The sequence below is a fragment of the Bradyrhizobium sp. genome (assembly GCF_016219575.1).
GTDB lineage: Bacteria > Pseudomonadota > Alphaproteobacteria > Rhizobiales > Xanthobacteraceae > Bradyrhizobium.
On the sequence record NZ_JACRMG010000009.1, the window covers coordinates 452,069 to 466,270 of the forward strand.

General features: G+C 65.3%; 16 protein-coding genes. 7 read left to right on the forward strand and 9 right to left on the reverse strand.

From position 1 onward, the window contains the following. Positions 1–16 precede the first annotated feature (16 nt). Together HZB49_RS07165 and HZB49_RS07170 are read right to left on the reverse strand one after the other, a co-directional pair. Positions 17–904, reverse strand: coding sequence for a prohibitin family protein (locus HZB49_RS07165; RefSeq protein ID WP_291609808.1), 888 nt, complete (start codon positions 902–904; stop codon positions 17–19). Between the two features lie 148 nt (positions 905–1,052). Next, on the reverse strand, positions 1,053–1,778 hold the full coding sequence (locus HZB49_RS07170; protein ID WP_291611125.1) for a sulfite exporter TauE/SafE family protein: 726 nt from the start codon (positions 1,776–1,778) through the stop codon (positions 1,053–1,055). Between the two features lie 225 nt (positions 1,779–2,003). On the opposite strand from HZB49_RS07170, the gene HZB49_RS07175 reads away from it, so the two are divergent. Then, positions 2,004–2,372 carry a GFA family protein gene (locus HZB49_RS07175; protein WP_291609809.1) on the forward strand — a complete coding sequence of 123 codons (369 nt, stop codon included), beginning with the start codon at positions 2,004–2,006 and terminating at the stop codon, positions 2,370–2,372. Positions 2,373–2,484: 112 nt separating this feature from the next. Here HZB49_RS07175 and HZB49_RS07180 read toward each other — a convergent pair whose 3' ends face one another. From HZB49_RS07180 to HZB49_RS07190, 3 genes are read right to left on the reverse strand one after another with little or no spacing between them, the layout of a single operon-like run. Next, positions 2,485–3,255 carry an exodeoxyribonuclease III gene (locus HZB49_RS07180; RefSeq protein WP_291609810.1) on the reverse strand — a complete coding sequence of 257 codons (771 nt, stop codon included), beginning with the start codon at positions 3,253–3,255 and terminating at the stop codon, positions 2,485–2,487. Next, entirely contained in the window at positions 3,252–4,580 is a 1,329-nt protein-coding gene (gene alr, locus HZB49_RS07185) for an alanine racemase (RefSeq protein ID WP_291609811.1), read from the reverse strand. Before alr ends, HZB49_RS07180 begins: the two co-directional genes overlap by 4 nt. A 59-nt stretch (positions 4,581–4,639) precedes the next feature. Then, entirely contained in the window at positions 4,640–6,142 is a 1,503-nt protein-coding gene (locus tag HZB49_RS07190) for a replicative DNA helicase (RefSeq protein ID WP_291609812.1), read from the reverse strand. Positions 6,143–6,717: 575 nt separating this feature from the next. On the opposite strand from HZB49_RS07190, the gene HZB49_RS07195 reads away from it, so the two are divergent. From HZB49_RS07195 to HZB49_RS07210, 4 genes are all read left to right on the forward strand, one after another. Continuing rightward, positions 6,718–6,924, forward strand: coding sequence for a transcriptional regulator (locus HZB49_RS07195; RefSeq protein WP_291609813.1), 207 nt, complete (start codon positions 6,718–6,720; stop codon positions 6,922–6,924). 223 nt (positions 6,925–7,147) lie between these two features. Then, complete coding sequence (locus HZB49_RS07200; protein WP_291609814.1) at positions 7,148–8,002, forward strand: hypothetical protein; 855 nt, start codon at positions 7,148–7,150, stop codon at positions 8,000–8,002. Between the two features lie 94 nt (positions 8,003–8,096). Further along, complete coding sequence (locus HZB49_RS07205; protein ID WP_291609815.1) at positions 8,097–8,696, forward strand: TetR/AcrR family transcriptional regulator; 600 nt, start codon at positions 8,097–8,099, stop codon at positions 8,694–8,696. Further along, a complete protein-coding gene (locus tag HZB49_RS07210) occupies positions 8,693–9,160 on the forward strand; it encodes a PaaI family thioesterase (RefSeq protein ID WP_291609816.1) in 468 nt (155 codons plus the stop codon). Before HZB49_RS07205 ends, HZB49_RS07210 begins: the two co-directional genes overlap by 4 nt. 33 nt (positions 9,161–9,193) lie before the next feature. Here HZB49_RS07210 and rplI read toward each other — a convergent pair whose 3' ends face one another. The 4 genes from rplI to rpsF form a co-directional block, all read right to left on the reverse strand. Beyond that, positions 9,194–9,799 (reverse strand): 50S ribosomal protein L9, encoded by a 606-nt coding sequence (gene rplI / locus HZB49_RS07215; protein ID WP_291609817.1) that lies wholly within the window; start codon positions 9,797–9,799, stop codon positions 9,194–9,196. Positions 9,800–9,843: 44 nt separating this feature from the next. Next, positions 9,844–10,818 carry a hypothetical protein gene (locus HZB49_RS07220; protein WP_291609818.1) on the reverse strand — a complete coding sequence of 325 codons (975 nt, stop codon included), beginning with the start codon at positions 10,816–10,818 and terminating at the stop codon, positions 9,844–9,846. Between the two features lie 119 nt (positions 10,819–10,937). Then, on the reverse strand, positions 10,938–11,177 hold the full coding sequence (gene rpsR / locus HZB49_RS07225) for a 30S ribosomal protein S18 (protein WP_291609819.1): 240 nt from the start codon (positions 11,175–11,177) through the stop codon (positions 10,938–10,940). Between the two features lie 5 nt (positions 11,178–11,182). Further along, a complete protein-coding gene (gene rpsF, locus HZB49_RS07230; RefSeq protein ID WP_291609820.1) occupies positions 11,183–11,653 on the reverse strand; it encodes a 30S ribosomal protein S6 in 471 nt (156 codons plus the stop codon). Between the two features lie 373 nt (positions 11,654–12,026). Here rpsF and HZB49_RS07235 point away from each other — a divergent pair, with 373 nt between their 5' ends. Continuing rightward, positions 12,027–12,740: a TetR/AcrR family transcriptional regulator C-terminal domain-containing protein gene (locus HZB49_RS07235; RefSeq protein WP_291609821.1), complete on the forward strand. Its 714-nt coding sequence runs from the start codon at positions 12,027–12,029 to the stop codon at positions 12,738–12,740. Then, positions 12,737–13,762 (forward strand): fatty acid desaturase family protein, encoded by a 1,026-nt coding sequence (locus HZB49_RS07240; RefSeq protein ID WP_291609822.1) that lies wholly within the window; start codon positions 12,737–12,739, stop codon positions 13,760–13,762. Before HZB49_RS07235 ends, HZB49_RS07240 begins: the two co-directional genes overlap by 4 nt. Positions 13,763–14,202 lie beyond the last annotated feature (440 nt).

Here is a 14,202-nt window from a genome sequence, read left to right on the forward strand (position 1 = left end):
GGTATTATGCGGCGTCCTATTTCACCGACACGAACGGTACGGCCGAGCCGGGCACCATCGTGGTCGGCAGCACGCCGTTCCAGCGTTCGGCCTGCACCAGCGTGACGAGGTTCGGGTTGGAGCCGAGCGCTTTGGCGCGGGCCTCGATGGCGGCGGCTTCGGCCTCGCCGACGAGGCGGATGTTGGTGGCGCGGGCTTCGCCGTTCAGGCGCAGCGCATCGGCAGCGGCCTGGGCCTCGGCGCGGACGGCGTTGGCCTTTGCCGTAGCTTGCGTCACCGTGATCTGGGCCTGCACCTTCTCGCGCTCGGCGTTCTGCTGCAGCTTCTGCACCTCGACCTCGGCCAGCATGCGCTGCTCGATCGAGTGCAGATAGTTGGCGCTGAATTCGATGTTCTCCAGCTGCACGCTTTCGACGATGATCATGGGATCGTCGCGCAAGGTCGCCGTGATGGCGTCCTTGATCGCGGCATTGAGCTGGCCGCGCTCCTGGATCGCCTTCACCGCCGTGTAGCGGCCGAACACGATCTTGACCTGCTGGTTCACTGCGGGGCTGACGACCTGGTTGACGGCGGTCTCCAGCCTGCCGAACTTGGCGTAGAGCTCGCCGACCTTTTCCGGCGCGGCGCGCAGCGTGACGCTGATCTTCAGGTCGGCCGGCTGCTGGTCGTAGGAATAGGAATTCATCTTGTCCCAGCTGTAGGTGATGGTCTTGACGCTGATCTTCTGGACGGTGTCGAGCAGCGGCACCTTGAAGCCGAGACCGGGTTGCGCGGTGCCGATCACCGCGCCGGTGCGCAGGATCACGCCGCGCTCGGTCTGATCGACGGTGTACCAGCTGCCGAAAACGATGGCGGCGACGACGGCCACCGCGGCGACGACGGCGGCAATGATTCCGTTGTTCATGTGGAGCTCCTGGCCCTGGGATGGCCGGACATAGGCGAAGAGATGTAACGATCCCTAAGAAGGCGGACCGCAGGCCGCAGTGATCTGCATCACTGCGTCGCGCTTTCCCCGCATTTGGTTCAGATTGGACGAACGGAATCGGTAAAGTTTACACCGTCGCCGCCGTCCACAGCATCGCCACACCCGCCGCGATCATGATGCCATCCATGATGAGGCGGAAGACGTCGGGCTCGAGCCTGAGCACGAAGCGCTTGGCGATGAAGGCGCCGAACATCAGGGACGCGCCCGCGATCAGTCCCTTGATGGCGATATCCGGGGTCAGCGCGCCGAAACGCTCGAAGGTAACGGACTTGCTTAGATAGAGCCCGAGCGAACTCGCGGCTTCGGTGGCGAGGAAGGCGCCCTTGGTCAGGCCATAGAACAGGAACAAGGGAACGCTGAGCGGGCCGGTCGAGACCACGATGCCGGTAAGATAACCGATGATGGCGCCGCCGGCCGCGAGATGCCAGAGATTGGCGTTGGGTTGATGTCGCGCGAGCCAGTGCCGCACCGGCACCATCGCGACCAGGAACAGGCCGATGGCGATGTCGACGGTGCGCGAGGGCAGCACTAGCAGCGTGCGCGCACCGAGCGCGGCAGCGGGGATGCCCGTCACGGAATAGGCGGCGCAGGCGCGCCAGTCCACCTCGCGCCACCAGGCGAGGATGCGCGACAGGTTTGCCATGACAGCGGCGACCGCCATGATCGGAACCGCCTCCTTCGGTCCGTATTGATAGACCAGCACCGGCATCAGCATGATCGACGAGCCGGTGCCGACGATGCCCGAGATGGTGCCGGCGAGCAGGCCGACGATGAGGACGAAGAGGAATCCCACCGCGTATTCCCAAGTTTCCTTCACCCTGAGGAGCGCGTCCTTGCGCGTCACCGGACGATGCTACGCATCGCCGGGCGAAGGGTGAGGCCGCAGTGTGGCCTCATGGTTCGAGACGGCGCAAGCGCCTCCTCACCATCAGGGGCAACAGCAGACTGCTGACAGCAGGGTGGCAGCAGTGCCAGGGTATGTGCTCAACAGCATCGGATCAATTGGAAGGGGCGGGTGATGCCACTGAAGGGAAGCTGCCATTGCGGCAACACGAAGTTCGAAGTGAGCGAGCCGCCGGCCGACGTCACGCGTTGCACCTGCTCGTTCTGCTCCAAGCGCGGCGCGCTGTGGGCCTACTACAAGCCGGCGCAGTTTCGCCTTACCTCGCCGGAGGAAAATGTTGCGACCTATCTGTGGCGATCGCGCACCGTGAAACATCATTTCTGCGCCAATTGCGGCTGCGGCACGTTTGGCGAGTCGCCGGACTGGTCGACCGGCAAGCCGGACTTCGACAATCCGAAGATCGGCGTCAATGCGCGGCTGCTCGATGATTTCGATCTCGACGCCGTGCCGGTCACCGTGGTCGACGGTAAAAATCTGTGGTGAACCTCATCCTGAGGAGCGGCCATCAGGACGCGTCTCGAAGGATGCAGGCCCGCCTGTGGCCTCATGGTTCGAGACGCGCGAAGACGCGCTCCTCACCATGAGGGTCGGTACTCTACCTCAACACCAGCCATGCCGGGGCGTGGTCGCTGGCGCCTTCCTCGCCGCGGACCTTGCGATCGACGCCGGCTCTTTGCAGGCGGGGCTTCAGCGCCGGGCTGAGCAGGAGATGATCGAGCCGCAATCCGGCATCGCGCGGCCAGCGGTTCCGCATGTAGTCCCAGAAGGTGTACATCGGCTGTTTCGGGTGCAGCTCGCGGATCGCATCCGTCCAGCCCTGATCGATCAGTGCCGCGAAGGCGGCGCGGCTCTTCGGCTGGATCAGCGCGTCCTTGTCCCAGGAGCGCGTCGGATAGATGTCGAACGGGGTTGGCGCCACGTTGTAGTCGCCGGCCAGCACGACCGGGATGTCCTGCTTGATGAACTTTGCTGCGTGCGCGCGCAGGCGTTTGAACCAGGCGAGCTTGGTGTCGAATTTCGGTCCGGGCTGCGGATTGCCGTTCGGCAGATAGATGCTGGTCACGACGATGCCGCGCACGGCGGCCTCGATGTAGCGGGCCTCGCGATCGCCGGGGTCGCCGGGCAGGGCGGAGCGGATCAGGATCGGCTCGGCATTGCGGGCGAGAATGGCGACGCCGTTCCAGGTCTTCTGTCCGCGCCACACGGCGCCATAGCCCGCTTTCTCAATCGCGGAGATCGGAAATTCGGCGTCGGTCGCCTTCAATTCCTGCAGCGCAACGACATCGGGCTTTGCCGCGCGCAGCCAGCGCAGCAGATTGGGCAGGCGCCTGTTCACATTGTTGATGTTGAAGGTGGCGACCTTCATGCCTTGTCGGTGGACGCGGTCTCCGGGGGCACCGGCGGCGGCGTTGCGGCGGCAGGCGCGGCCTCCGCAGGCACCGGCGGCGGTGTCGCCGCGACTGGCGCAGAGGCTGCGGCCGCTGGAATTTCCCCGGTCGCCGGCGCGGACAGCTCCACCCTGGCTTCGCCGCCCTTGTAGACGCGGGCGAAGCGGCGGCCGAGGCTGGTCAGCACCTCATAGCCGATGGTACCGAAATGGTGCGCGAGCTCGTCGACGGTGATGCCTTCGCCGATCAGCGTCACCAGGTGGCCGCGGCGGGCAGCGTTCTTGTCGAGATCGGTGACGTCGACCGCCATCAGATCCATGGAGATGCGGCCGGCGATCGGGCAGCGCTTGCCTGCCACCACCACCTCGGCGCCGCGTGAGCCGTCATTGGCGCTTGCCGCGCGGAAATAGCCGTCGGCATAGCCGGCGGCGACGATCGCCAGCCGCGTTGGCCGCCGCGCCGTCCAGGTGCCGCCGTAGCCGACGGTCTCGCCGCGCTCGACATTGCGGATCTGCACGATGCGCGCCTTCAGCTCGACGACGGCCTGCATGGGATTGTCGGCCTCCGGCGTCGGGTTGACACCATAGAGGGCGGCGCCGGGGCGGACGAGGTCGAACTGGAATTGTGGACCGAGGAAGATGCCGGACGAGTTGGCCAGCGCGGCCGGCACGCCCGAGAACTCGCTGGCAATCTCGCGGAACGCCGCGAGCTGCCTGGCATTGGCGGGATTGTTGAGCAGTTCGGCGGAAGCGAGGTGGCTCATCACAAGCGTGATGCCGTGATCGCCGGCATTGATGCGGGGGATGATGGCCTGCGCCTCGGCGATCGTCAGTCCCAGCCGGTTCATGCCGGTGTCGATATGGATGGCGGCGCCGCCGTTCCACCCCGCGCGTCGGCAGAACACGTCCCACTCGGCGAGTTCGTTGAGATCGCCGATCACGGGCCGGCAGTCGATCCTGGCGTAGGCCTCGCCGGAATTCTGGAAATAGCCGTCCAGCACGTAGATGGCAGCCGAGGCTGGCACGGCGCTGCGGACGACTTTCGCCTCGTCGATTGTCGCTACGAAAAAGGTCTTGCAGCCGGCATTGGCCAGCGCGCGTGCGACCTGTTCGGCGCCGCAGCCATAGGCGTTGGCCTTGACCACGCCGGCGCATTCGGCCGGAACCGCGTTCTTCTCCAGCTTGCGCCAGTTGGCGACGATGGCGTCGAGATCGACGGTGAGGATGCCGGTCGCGGTGGCATGCGCCGCGGCGAGATTGGCCTCGGCCGAGAGCAGGGATTTTGGATCGGAGGCGATGTTCATGCCGCATTTTAGGCGGCGAGGCGCAGCGGTTCAACCGCGGCCGCTACGGATGGCAGCGGTCAATAGCCGCGATCCGGCAGCGCATTTTCGGGCGACAGATCGCCGAAGCGGGTGACGGCGGCATCGAACTGCAGCTCGACCGTGCCGGTCGGGCCGTGACGCTGCTTGCCGATGATGACTTCGGCCTTGCCGTGCACCAGCGACATGTCGAGCTGCCACTTCTCGTATTCCGGCGTGCCCGCACGCGGTTCCTTGTTGGCCAGATAGTATTCCTCGCGGAACACGAACATCACGACGTCGGCGTCCTGCTCGATCGAGCCGGATTCGCGCAGATCCGACAGCTGCGGGCGCTTGTCGTCGCGGCTTTCGACCTGGCGCGACAGCTGCGACAGCGCAATCACGGGAACGTTGAGTTCCTTGGCCAGCGCCTTCAGGCTGGTGGTGATCTCGGTGACTTCCTGGACGCGGTTGTCATTGCCGCGCTTGCCCGAGCCCGTCAGCAGCTGGATGTAGTCGACCACGATCAGGTCGAGGCCCTTTTGCCGCTTCAGCCGGCGCGCGCGCGCCATCAGCTGGGAAATCGAAAGGCCGCCGGTCTCGTCGACGTAGAAGGGCAGGGACTGCAGCTCGATCGAATAGTCGCGGATCTTCTCGAAATCGGCCTCGCTGATGCCGCCGCGGCGGATCGAGCTCGAGGGGATGCCGGTGCGCTCGGCGATGATACGGGTGGCAAGCTGCTCGGCCGACATTTCGCAGGAGAAGAAGCCGACCACGCCGCCATTGGCCGCTTTGGTCGTGCCGTCAGCCTGCACCTCGGGTACATAGGCCCTGGCGACGTTGTAGGCGATGTTGGTGGCGAGCGACGTCTTGCCCATGCCGGGGCGGCCGGCAACGATGATCAGGTCGGATGACTGCAGGCCGCCCATCTTGGTGTCGAGGTCGCGCAGGCCCGTGGCGATGCCCGACAGCTTGCCGTCGCGCTGGAACGCCTTGGCGGCCATGTCCACGGCAACGGTCAGCGCCTGCGAGAAGCGCTGGAAGCCGCCGTCGTAACGGCCGGACTCGGCGAGCTCATAGAGCTGCCGCTCGGCGTCCTCGATCTGGGCGCGCGGGGCGAAGTCGACCGGGGCGTCATAGGCGACGTTGACCATGTCCTCGCCGATCCGGATCAGGTCGCGGCGCAGCGAGAGCTCGTAGATGGTGCGCCCGTAATCCTGGGCGTTGATGATGGTGGTCGCCTCGGCCGCCAGACGCGCGAGATATTGGCCGATCGTCATGCCGCCGATGTCGGTATCGGCCGGCAGGAAGGTCTTCAAGGTCACAGGCGTTGCGACCTTGCCCATCCGGATCAGGCTGCTCGCGGTTTCGAAAATAGTTTGATGCAGCGGCTCAAAGTAGTGCTTCGGCTCGAGAAAGTCCGAGACGCGGTAGAAGGCATCGTTGTTGACCAGGATCGCGCCCAACAGGCTCTGCTCCGCCTCGATATTGTGCGGGGCGCTCCGGTAGGCCGGAGTGGCCGCATCGGGCGCGAGCTTGAGGACGTTCGAATCAGTCAAGGCCATGACGTTCTTGATAAAGCTTTGATTGCGTTCGTTCAGAGGATTTTCGCGGGGAGCGGGCGGCGATAAAGCGCCTGTTGGGCGCAAAGCGGAAGCAAAAGCTCGCGTCTATCAACCGCTCATCACAATTGTGGATTAGTCGGGCCGCCATACCGCGCCGTGCTTGACGGGTTTTCACGGAAATTCGGTCTGCGACGGGCCGCATTCGGTGGATGCCGCTGGATTTCCGTCAGGCAGGCTGAACCTTTGCGCTTCCCCGAAACACCCAACCAAGGGTGAGGGCGCGTTTGGGCAGGTCGTTCCGCTTCTGTCAGGTCAGGAGCAGGTAGACCAGCGCGATCAGCGCGGCACCCACCCCGGTCGCGATCAGGATGTAGTCGGTTCCTAGGTCGCGCTGCGGATCGAGATCGATCAAGGGTTCACACGTTCTCTGGGCCATATCGGACGTTTAGCCCCGGACGTGGAATCCCTTTGTGAAGCAGGTCACACCGGGTGGGTTTTCTTTGGCGTTAGGTCGGCGGGAACGGTTTTTCGGCACCGGAATTGGTCAAGCGGGCGCCGGGACAGGGTCAGGCAAAATGGGCCAGAAGTTTCAGGTTTCCTTCCGGCGCGGAGGCCATGGCGAGCGGCTGTGGCTGTCGGCGCTGGTCGATGCCATGGAGCAGGTTTCGCAACCGCCGCCGCGTCCCGAAGCCTGCGATGGCCGGAGGCTCGCAGCCCTGCGCGCCCAACTCGCGCTGCCGGCGCAGATGCGCTTCACATCGCCCTTTAGCCTGCGGAACTGAGCCAGAACGGGTTCGGATCTTTTCGTGGTTCTTGCTGAGAATTACTGTCAAGCGGTCTTGATACTGCGTTGTAGTCAAAGCAGATATTTGGGCCGGGCGACTTCACGCAGATGCGTCACAAGCCTGCTTCCATTCGCGCCATAATCGGATAAAAGGTGACCGCCCCGCCCGTGTTGGCTTACGACATCGGGCGCGATTGCTGTTGTACGGAGAAGGACTGAGGATGTTGAGCCGAGCGCTCAGGCTGGCGACGGTGACGCTTCTGATCGGCTGTCTCACGGCGGTGGCGGTGCACGCGGTCGAGAACCTCGAGGCCGGCAAGACGCCCGCGCAGATTTTCGCGGGCACTTGCAACGCCTGTCACAAGTCGCCGCGCGGCCTGTTGCGCAGCGTGCCGGCCTCCTCGCTGCCGAGCTTCCTGCGCCAGCATTACACCACCAGCAGCGACATGGCCTCGGTGCTGTCCTCCTATCTCGTCTCGAACGGTGCGGCGGATACGCGCTTCCAGGCCAAGGACGGCAAGGAGGCCAAGCAGAAGGACGGCGGGAAAGACGGAACCAAGGAAGCGCGGGCGCCGGCGGACCAGGGCGCCAAGCAGCGACTGCCGCGGCCCGGCGAAGCGACGGACGTGATGCGCCCCGACGTGCCCGCTCATGCGGCGACGGACAAGGGCAAGAAAGACAAGGACAAGGGCAAGAAGGGCCGGCCCGAAGAGCCGGCGCGGACGGAGCCTGCTGCCGAGCCTGCGAAGGAGACCGCCCGGAGCGACGAAGGCGCCAAGCCTGCGGAGCCCAGGACGGAGTCCGCCAAGGTCGAGCCGGCCAGGGAGAATACCGGGGAGCGGGCCACCACACGGCCCGATCCGGTTCCGGCCGTTACACCGGCGCCGGCGATGACGGCTGCGGCGCCGCCTGGCTCGTCCACGCCGCCGGTGCAGGCGCTTGATGCGCCCCCCACGCCTGGCAGCGAGCTGCCCAAGGCACTTATCGAGATGATGAAGGCGCCCGCAGTGGCCGCAGCTCCCGCGTTGCCGCCCGTGCCTAAGGCCGGGCCGCCGGCCGTCCCGATTTCCCAGTAGACAATTCTGCCCATTGCTCCCGGAGCATCCGCTTGACCTCCACTAGAGTATCACTCTAGAGTGTTGATCCACAGTCTCATTGCCGGAAGGATTCATGACCACGACTGCCCGGGACGACCTGCTGGCCGCGGGCCTCACCGTGTTCGACCGCGACGGCTTCGAGGGCGCGACGGTGGCCGCGATCCGCAATCTCGCGCGTGCCTCCAATGGCAGCTTCTTCCACTTCTTCGGCTCGAAGAAGGAACTCGCCGGCACGCTGTTCCTGGAAATCCTGCAGCGCTACCACGCGAGCGTGGTGAGCGCGCTCGATCCGGGCGCCGGCGCAAGCGAGGGCATCGCGCGGCTGATCCGCGCCCATCTCGACTGGGTCGTGAACAACCGCCGCGAGGCGCGCTTCCTGTTCGAGATTTCCCGCGCCGAATGGAGCGAGGAGTTGCGCGATGCCCAGCGCGGCGAGAATTCGCGGCTGGCGGAAGGTGTCGAGCGCTGGCGCAGCCCCCTGATCGCGCGCGGCGAATTGTTTCCGATGAGCGCGACCGTCTTCTTTAGCCAGATCGTGGGGCCGGCGCAGGTGTTTTGCCGCGCCTGGCTGTCCGGCCGCGACCGCTCCGACCCGCGCGCACAGGCCGACACCCTGATCGCCTGCGCCATTCGCGCGCTGGTCACGTCAGACAGAAACGGAGAAAAGAAATGACGCCGCAACAGGACACCGATTTCACCCCTATCGCGACGCGCATCCGCGACAGCGTCGGCCGCCAGGGATTCATGGCGCATGTCGGCGCCGAGCTGTCGGAGCTCGCGCGCGGAACCTGCACGCTCGAAGTGGGGCGCCGCCCGGAGCTGTTGCAGCAGAACGGGCTATTCCACGGCGGCGTCACCGCGTTCCTGGTCGACAATGCGACGACGATTGCGGCGGCGGCCTCGCGCGGCCAGTCGGCGCTGACGGCGGAGTACAAGCTGAACTTGCTGTCGCCCGCGGTCGGCGAGCGCCTGATCTGCCGTGCCCGCGTCATCAAGCCCGGGCGGCAGGTCGCCGTCGTTGCCGCGGACGTGTTCTGCGTCAGCGGCGGCGTCGAGAAGCACACCGCAACGGCACTGGCCTCGATCGCGATGCTCGACGAGAAGACGTCCCCGAAAATGCCAAGCCCGGCCGCCTGAGGCGGCCGGGCCCGGGGTAGCAAACAGCTGGGCTTACTTCTCGGCCTTCTCGGCGGGGGCGGCAGCAGGCTCCTCTTCGTGCTGCGCCTCCGGATCGAAGAACTCGCCGGCAGCGGCGATCGCCTCGGCAGCCGCGTCCTGATCTTCCTGGCGGGTCGAGATGTCCTCGCCGCGCTTGATGCGCTCGGCCTCGTCGGCGCTGCGCGCAACCGTCACCGAGATGCTGGTCTCGACCTCGGGATGCACGGCGATCGTCACCTTCTTCTGGCCGATCACCTTGATCGGGGAATCCAGCCAGACCTGCGGGCGGGAAACCGTGATGCCGTCGGCGGCGAGGCTATCCACGATGTCACGCACCGAGACCGAACCGAACAGCTGGCCGGATTCGGCCGCCTGTCGGATGATGATGATCTCCTTGCCGTTGATCTTCTCGGCAACCTTGCTGGCTTCGCCCTTGGCCTTGATGTTGTTGGCCTCGAGCTCGGCTTTCATGCCGTCATACTTGGCGCGGTTTTCGGCGGTGGCGCGCAGCGCCTTGCCGCGCTTGAGCAGGAAATTGCGGGCAAAGCCGTCGCGCACTTTGACGACTTCGCCCATCTGGCCGAGCTTGGCCACGCGTTCCAGCAGAATGACTTCCATTTTCGTTCTCCTTTGTATGATCGATAATTTGGGTTGGTGAAACTCTATGCCGCGGGCAAAGGCGGCGGCCGCGTCCGCATGAAGCGCTCGCGGAATCCGAAGACGGCGTCGGCAAGACCGAGCACGGTCATCGCCAGCACCGGCCAGAACAGCACGATCATGACGGCGTAGCTGAAGACCAGCCAGATCGTGCGGTTGCTCGAGGCCAGGGTCAGGGTATGCAGCACCGCAAGGCCGGTGAGAGCGTATGCCGTCAGCAGCGCGCCGGCGACGACCTTTGCGAGCACGGCGAGCAATCCGCCGGTGAAGCAAAACGCAATCGCCACGCAAAGCGCGACCAGCGTCATCGGCGGCAGCGCCGTGGCCTTCAGGTCGGGCCAGGGGCGGTTGAGCCGGCCCGATGTCACGGCGATCTTGCCCGCGAGCCACAGATTGATCGTCAGGATGATGATCGGTCCGCTGGGGATGCCGGCAGGCGCAATTGCGGCCATGGCATCGATGACGCCCTCGTCGATCGTGACGCCGCGCAGCGCAAACAGGCGGACCATCCGGCCAAAGGCCCGCTTCATCGCCGCCGCGATGGCCTCGGAATCGGTGCCGATGGTCAACAGCGTCACGAAGGCGAGCACTGCGGCAATGACGGCGATCCACAGCAGCAGCCGGCCGCTCGGGTACCATTCCATGGTGTTTGCCGGCGGCGTTGCGCCATTGCCCTCCGATGCGGCGGTCGGCACCGGTCGTCCCAGCAAGGCGAGATGGCCGAGCCACCAGGCAGGCACCGCGGCTGTCGTGGCATAGGCGATGGCGAACGGCATGCCGAACAGCAATCCGAACACGGTTGCAGCGGCGACGCCGCCGATCGCCGCGGTCAGCGGACCCCAGCCGATCGCAGCCACCATCAGCGGCAGCGGCGCCAGATTGAACAGCACGAGCGAGATCAGCGCGCCCGAAATGATCGAGGCGAACATCAGCGCCGAGGCGGCGCCGGAGGCAATGGCAACCAGAACAATCGCGATCATCGGGTGTCCCGCTCCTTTCGAGCGGTTAGAGGCATCGCTGCCCCAACCATCGGCGACCGGACGACCCGGAAGCCTTATGAGAAAACCCCGCGGCGCGGACGCCGCGGGGATAGAAGGTGTTAGCGAATGACGTAGGGCAGCAGGCCGAGGAAACGCGAGCGCTTGATGGCGCGCGCGAGCTCGCGCTGCTTCTTGGCGGATACCGCCGTGATGCGGCTCGGCACGATCTTGCCGCGCTCGGAGACGTAACGCATCAGCAGCTTGGAATCCTTGTAGTCGATCTTCGGCGCGTTGGTGCCCGTGAACGGGCAGCTCTTGCGACGGCGGAAAAACGGACGGCGTGCACCGGCTTCGGCCATGATTCTTACTCCTCGTCCGTCGTCGTTTCAGCATCTTCGCGGGGGCGGCGCGGGCCGCGGTCGCCACGATCGCCACGGAAACCGCCCTCGCGGTCACCGCGGAAACCGCCTTCGCGGAAGCCGCCGCCGCGGTCGTCACGCTCGCGGTCGCGGTCGGCCTTGCGCATCATCGCCGACGGGCCTTCCTCGTGTTCCTCGACGCGGACGCTGAGATAGCGGATCACGTCTTCGCTGATGCGCTCCTGGCGCTCGATCTCGGCGATCGCCGAAGACGGCGCGTCGATGTTGAGCAGCACGAAGTGCGCCTTGCGGTTCTTGTTCATGCGGTAGGTGAGGGAGCGTACGCCCCAGTTCTCGGTCTTGGTGACCTTGCCGCCGGCCTGTTCGACAACGCCGGTCATCTGGGCCGTCAGTTCTTCCACCTGCTGGGTGCTCGCGTCCTGACGCGCGAGAAAGACATGCTCATAGAGAGGCATGGAGATCCTTTCCTGGTGTTGGCGCGGCTCCCGGCGTCAAGCCCTTCGAGACCTTCGGAAAGGACTCTGGAGTAGCTCAAGAAGGCGGGAACACGGGACGACGGACCGACTGGCCCTGCCACACCAATTCACCTGAAAGGAGAGATTGCTGAGACCGTCCGTTCAGCTCCCGGCCGGGATCCACGGATGCGCGCCTTATAAGGATTTTGGCCGGGATGGCAAGGGAAAGGGGCCCTGGAGGCACTTTGGGTTCCCATTCTCAAAAACCGGAAAACAACCCCATGCACAGTACCGCCTCAGGCCCCGCGCCGGGAGGCGAATACCCCTTGCAATACTTGTTTGTATGACATACAATTATCCGAGGTAGGAAACAATGGCCCCGAAGCGGACCGAGACCACAGCCGAGCCTCTGGCCGGCGATCCCAAGCATGCCGCGCGTGCCACGCGCACGGCCGGGCGCAGGATGCGTTCGCTGCTGCTCGACGGCGCGAGCCGATTGTTCAAGGCGAGGGGCCTTGCCGGAACCTCGATCTCGGATATCGCTGCCGCCGCAGACGCTTTCCCGAGCCAGATCACCTATTACTTCCGCACCAAGGAGGCGCTGTTCGTCGAGGCCGCCTGTCGCGACATGCTGTATGTCGCGCGCGCCACCGAGCAGGCGGCGCTGCGGACGGAGACGCCGCGCGATTACACCCGCGCGCTGGTGGAAACGGTGACCGCGACCGACTCGGTCGCTTTCTTTGCGGAAGCGCTGGCACTGACCCGGCGGCGCCCGGATCTGGCCCCGCTGGTCGAGCGCACCATCGAGCGGCTGCATGCCGAGGGCATGCGCGCCTATGCCGAGCAAATCGAGCGGCATGGCTGGCGCTCCTTACGCGATCCCGATGCATCCTCGCGGCGCTTCTGGGCGCTCGCCATCGGCGTGATGGTCGAAGGATTTGCCATGGGCCGATCATCGGAGGAAATGGCCGCGGAAATGCTGCGCGTGCTGGGCGATCAGGCCACCACGAAGGCTGCCGGCAACGCCCTGCGCCTCGTCGGCAGCGGCGTCACCGAAGAAACATCCGAAGGGGAGAACGAGACATGACAGCACTTCGCATGCGTGCGCGCGATTTCCTCAGCGAAGACGAACTGGTTGCGGTGCGCGAGCGCTTTACCTGGAAGGGCGTCGCGCTGATCGCGCATGCCTGGGCGCTGATCATTGCTGCCATTGCGCTGGTGGCATGGTGGCCCAACCCGATCACCTACCTGCTTGCCGTCGGCATTATCGGCTCGCGCCAGCTGGGGCTCGCGATCCTCATGCATGACGGCGCCCATGGCTGCCTGTCGCCGGATGAGAAGACCAACCTGTTCCTGAGCCAGTGGTTCTGCGCCTATCCGGTGTTTGCGGAGACGCGGGCCTATCGCCGCTATCATCTGCAGCATCATGCGCGCACCCAACAGGAGGACGATCCCGACCTCATCCTGTCGGCGCCGTTCCCGATCACCAGGCTGAGCTATCGCCGCAAATTCTGGCGCGATATTTCGGGCCAGACCGGCTACCAGCAGCGCAAGGCGCAATTGCTCAATGCGCTCGGGCCTTCTGAATGGCCGCTGTCACGGCGCGCCGCACAGTTCTGGGAAAAGCTCGGCCCGCAATGCGCGGTCAATGCGATCATGTTCGCAGGATGTGTCGCGGCCGGCGTATGGTGGGCCTATCCGCTGCTGTGGCTGGTGCCGCTGTTCACCTGGATGATGGTGATTACCCGCATTCGCAACATCGCCGAACATGCGGTGGTGCCCGATAGCCACGACCCCCTGCGCAACACCCGCACCACGCACGCCAACTTTCTCGAGCGGCTGTTCATCGCGCCGTATTATGTGAACTACCATCTTGAGCATCACCTGCTGTTCTACATCCCCTGCTACAACCTGCCGCGCGTGCACGAGATCCTGTCACGCAGCCCCATGGCCGGGCGGATGGAAACGCAGCCCAACTATCGCGCCGTGCTGCGGCTGGCGACCGCCAAGCCGAACCGCGAGGATCGCCCGGGCCAGCTCGTCAACAGCCTGCGCCGGTCGCGGGCCGGAGAGGCCGTCGGCGGAGACCAGAAGGCCGGCGGGTTCTAGGGCGCATCCCTGCACCAGGCACCCCGGCGGCTTGACATGGCTGCCGGCGTCGGTGACTTACGCCCCAATCCAACGCGTGCTTGACTGCGCACTGCGACACAGAACGCAACTTGGTTGGCGGGGGGCCTATGGCGTTAGTTCAAGGACGCGAGTGCGGTGACTGCGTCGCATGTTGCAAGTGGCTGGAGATTCAAGAGCCTCAACTGACGAAGCCCGCTGACGTGCTGTGCCAGCATTGCACGGGCCACAGCTGCGGCATCTATGACGTCAGGCTATCGGTCTGCCGCGGCTGGTACTGCGTGTGGCGGGTGGAAAAGGATTTGTCGGACGATATGCGGCCAGACAAATGCGGCGTCATGTTCGCACTTGACGGAGATCGGCAGCCGCAGACCATATTCGACAACTTCTTTATCGTGGGACGCACGTTAGCTGACGGTGAC

Coding starts and splice junctions, on each gene's coding strand:
- HZB49_RS07165 (WP_291609808.1), bottom strand. CDS start 904: ATGAACAACGGAATCATTGCCGCCGTCGTCGCCGCGGTGGCCGTCGTC.
- HZB49_RS07175 (WP_291609809.1), top strand. CDS start 2,004: ATGCCACTGAAGGGAAGCTGCCATTGCGGCAACACGAAGTTCGAAGTG.
- HZB49_RS07180 (WP_291609810.1), bottom strand. CDS start 3,255: ATGAAGGTCGCCACCTTCAACATCAACAATGTGAACAGGCGCCTGCCC.
- alr (WP_291609811.1), bottom strand. CDS start 4,580: ATGAACATCGCCTCCGATCCAAAATCCCTGCTCTCGGCCGAGGCCAAT.
- HZB49_RS07190 (WP_291609812.1), bottom strand. CDS start 6,142: ATGGCCTTGACTGATTCGAACGTCCTCAAGCTCGCGCCCGATGCGGCC.
- HZB49_RS07195 (WP_291609813.1), top strand. CDS start 6,718: ATGGGCCAGAAGTTTCAGGTTTCCTTCCGGCGCGGAGGCCATGGCGAG.
- HZB49_RS07200 (WP_291609814.1), top strand. CDS start 7,148: ATGTTGAGCCGAGCGCTCAGGCTGGCGACGGTGACGCTTCTGATCGGC.
- HZB49_RS07205 (WP_291609815.1), top strand. CDS start 8,097: ATGACCACGACTGCCCGGGACGACCTGCTGGCCGCGGGCCTCACCGTG.
- HZB49_RS07210 (WP_291609816.1), top strand. CDS start 8,693: ATGACGCCGCAACAGGACACCGATTTCACCCCTATCGCGACGCGCATC.
- rplI (WP_291609817.1), bottom strand. CDS start 9,799: ATGGAAGTCATTCTGCTGGAACGCGTGGCCAAGCTCGGCCAGATGGGC.
- HZB49_RS07220 (WP_291609818.1), bottom strand. CDS start 10,818: ATGATCGCGATTGTTCTGGTTGCCATTGCCTCCGGCGCCGCCTCGGCG.
- rpsR (WP_291609819.1), bottom strand. CDS start 11,177: ATGGCCGAAGCCGGTGCACGCCGTCCGTTTTTCCGCCGTCGCAAGAGC.
- rpsF (WP_291609820.1), bottom strand. CDS start 11,653: ATGCCTCTCTATGAGCATGTCTTTCTCGCGCGTCAGGACGCGAGCACC.
- HZB49_RS07235 (WP_291609821.1), top strand. CDS start 12,027: ATGGCCCCGAAGCGGACCGAGACCACAGCCGAGCCTCTGGCCGGCGAT.
- HZB49_RS07240 (WP_291609822.1), top strand. CDS start 12,737: ATGACAGCACTTCGCATGCGTGCGCGCGATTTCCTCAGCGAAGACGAA.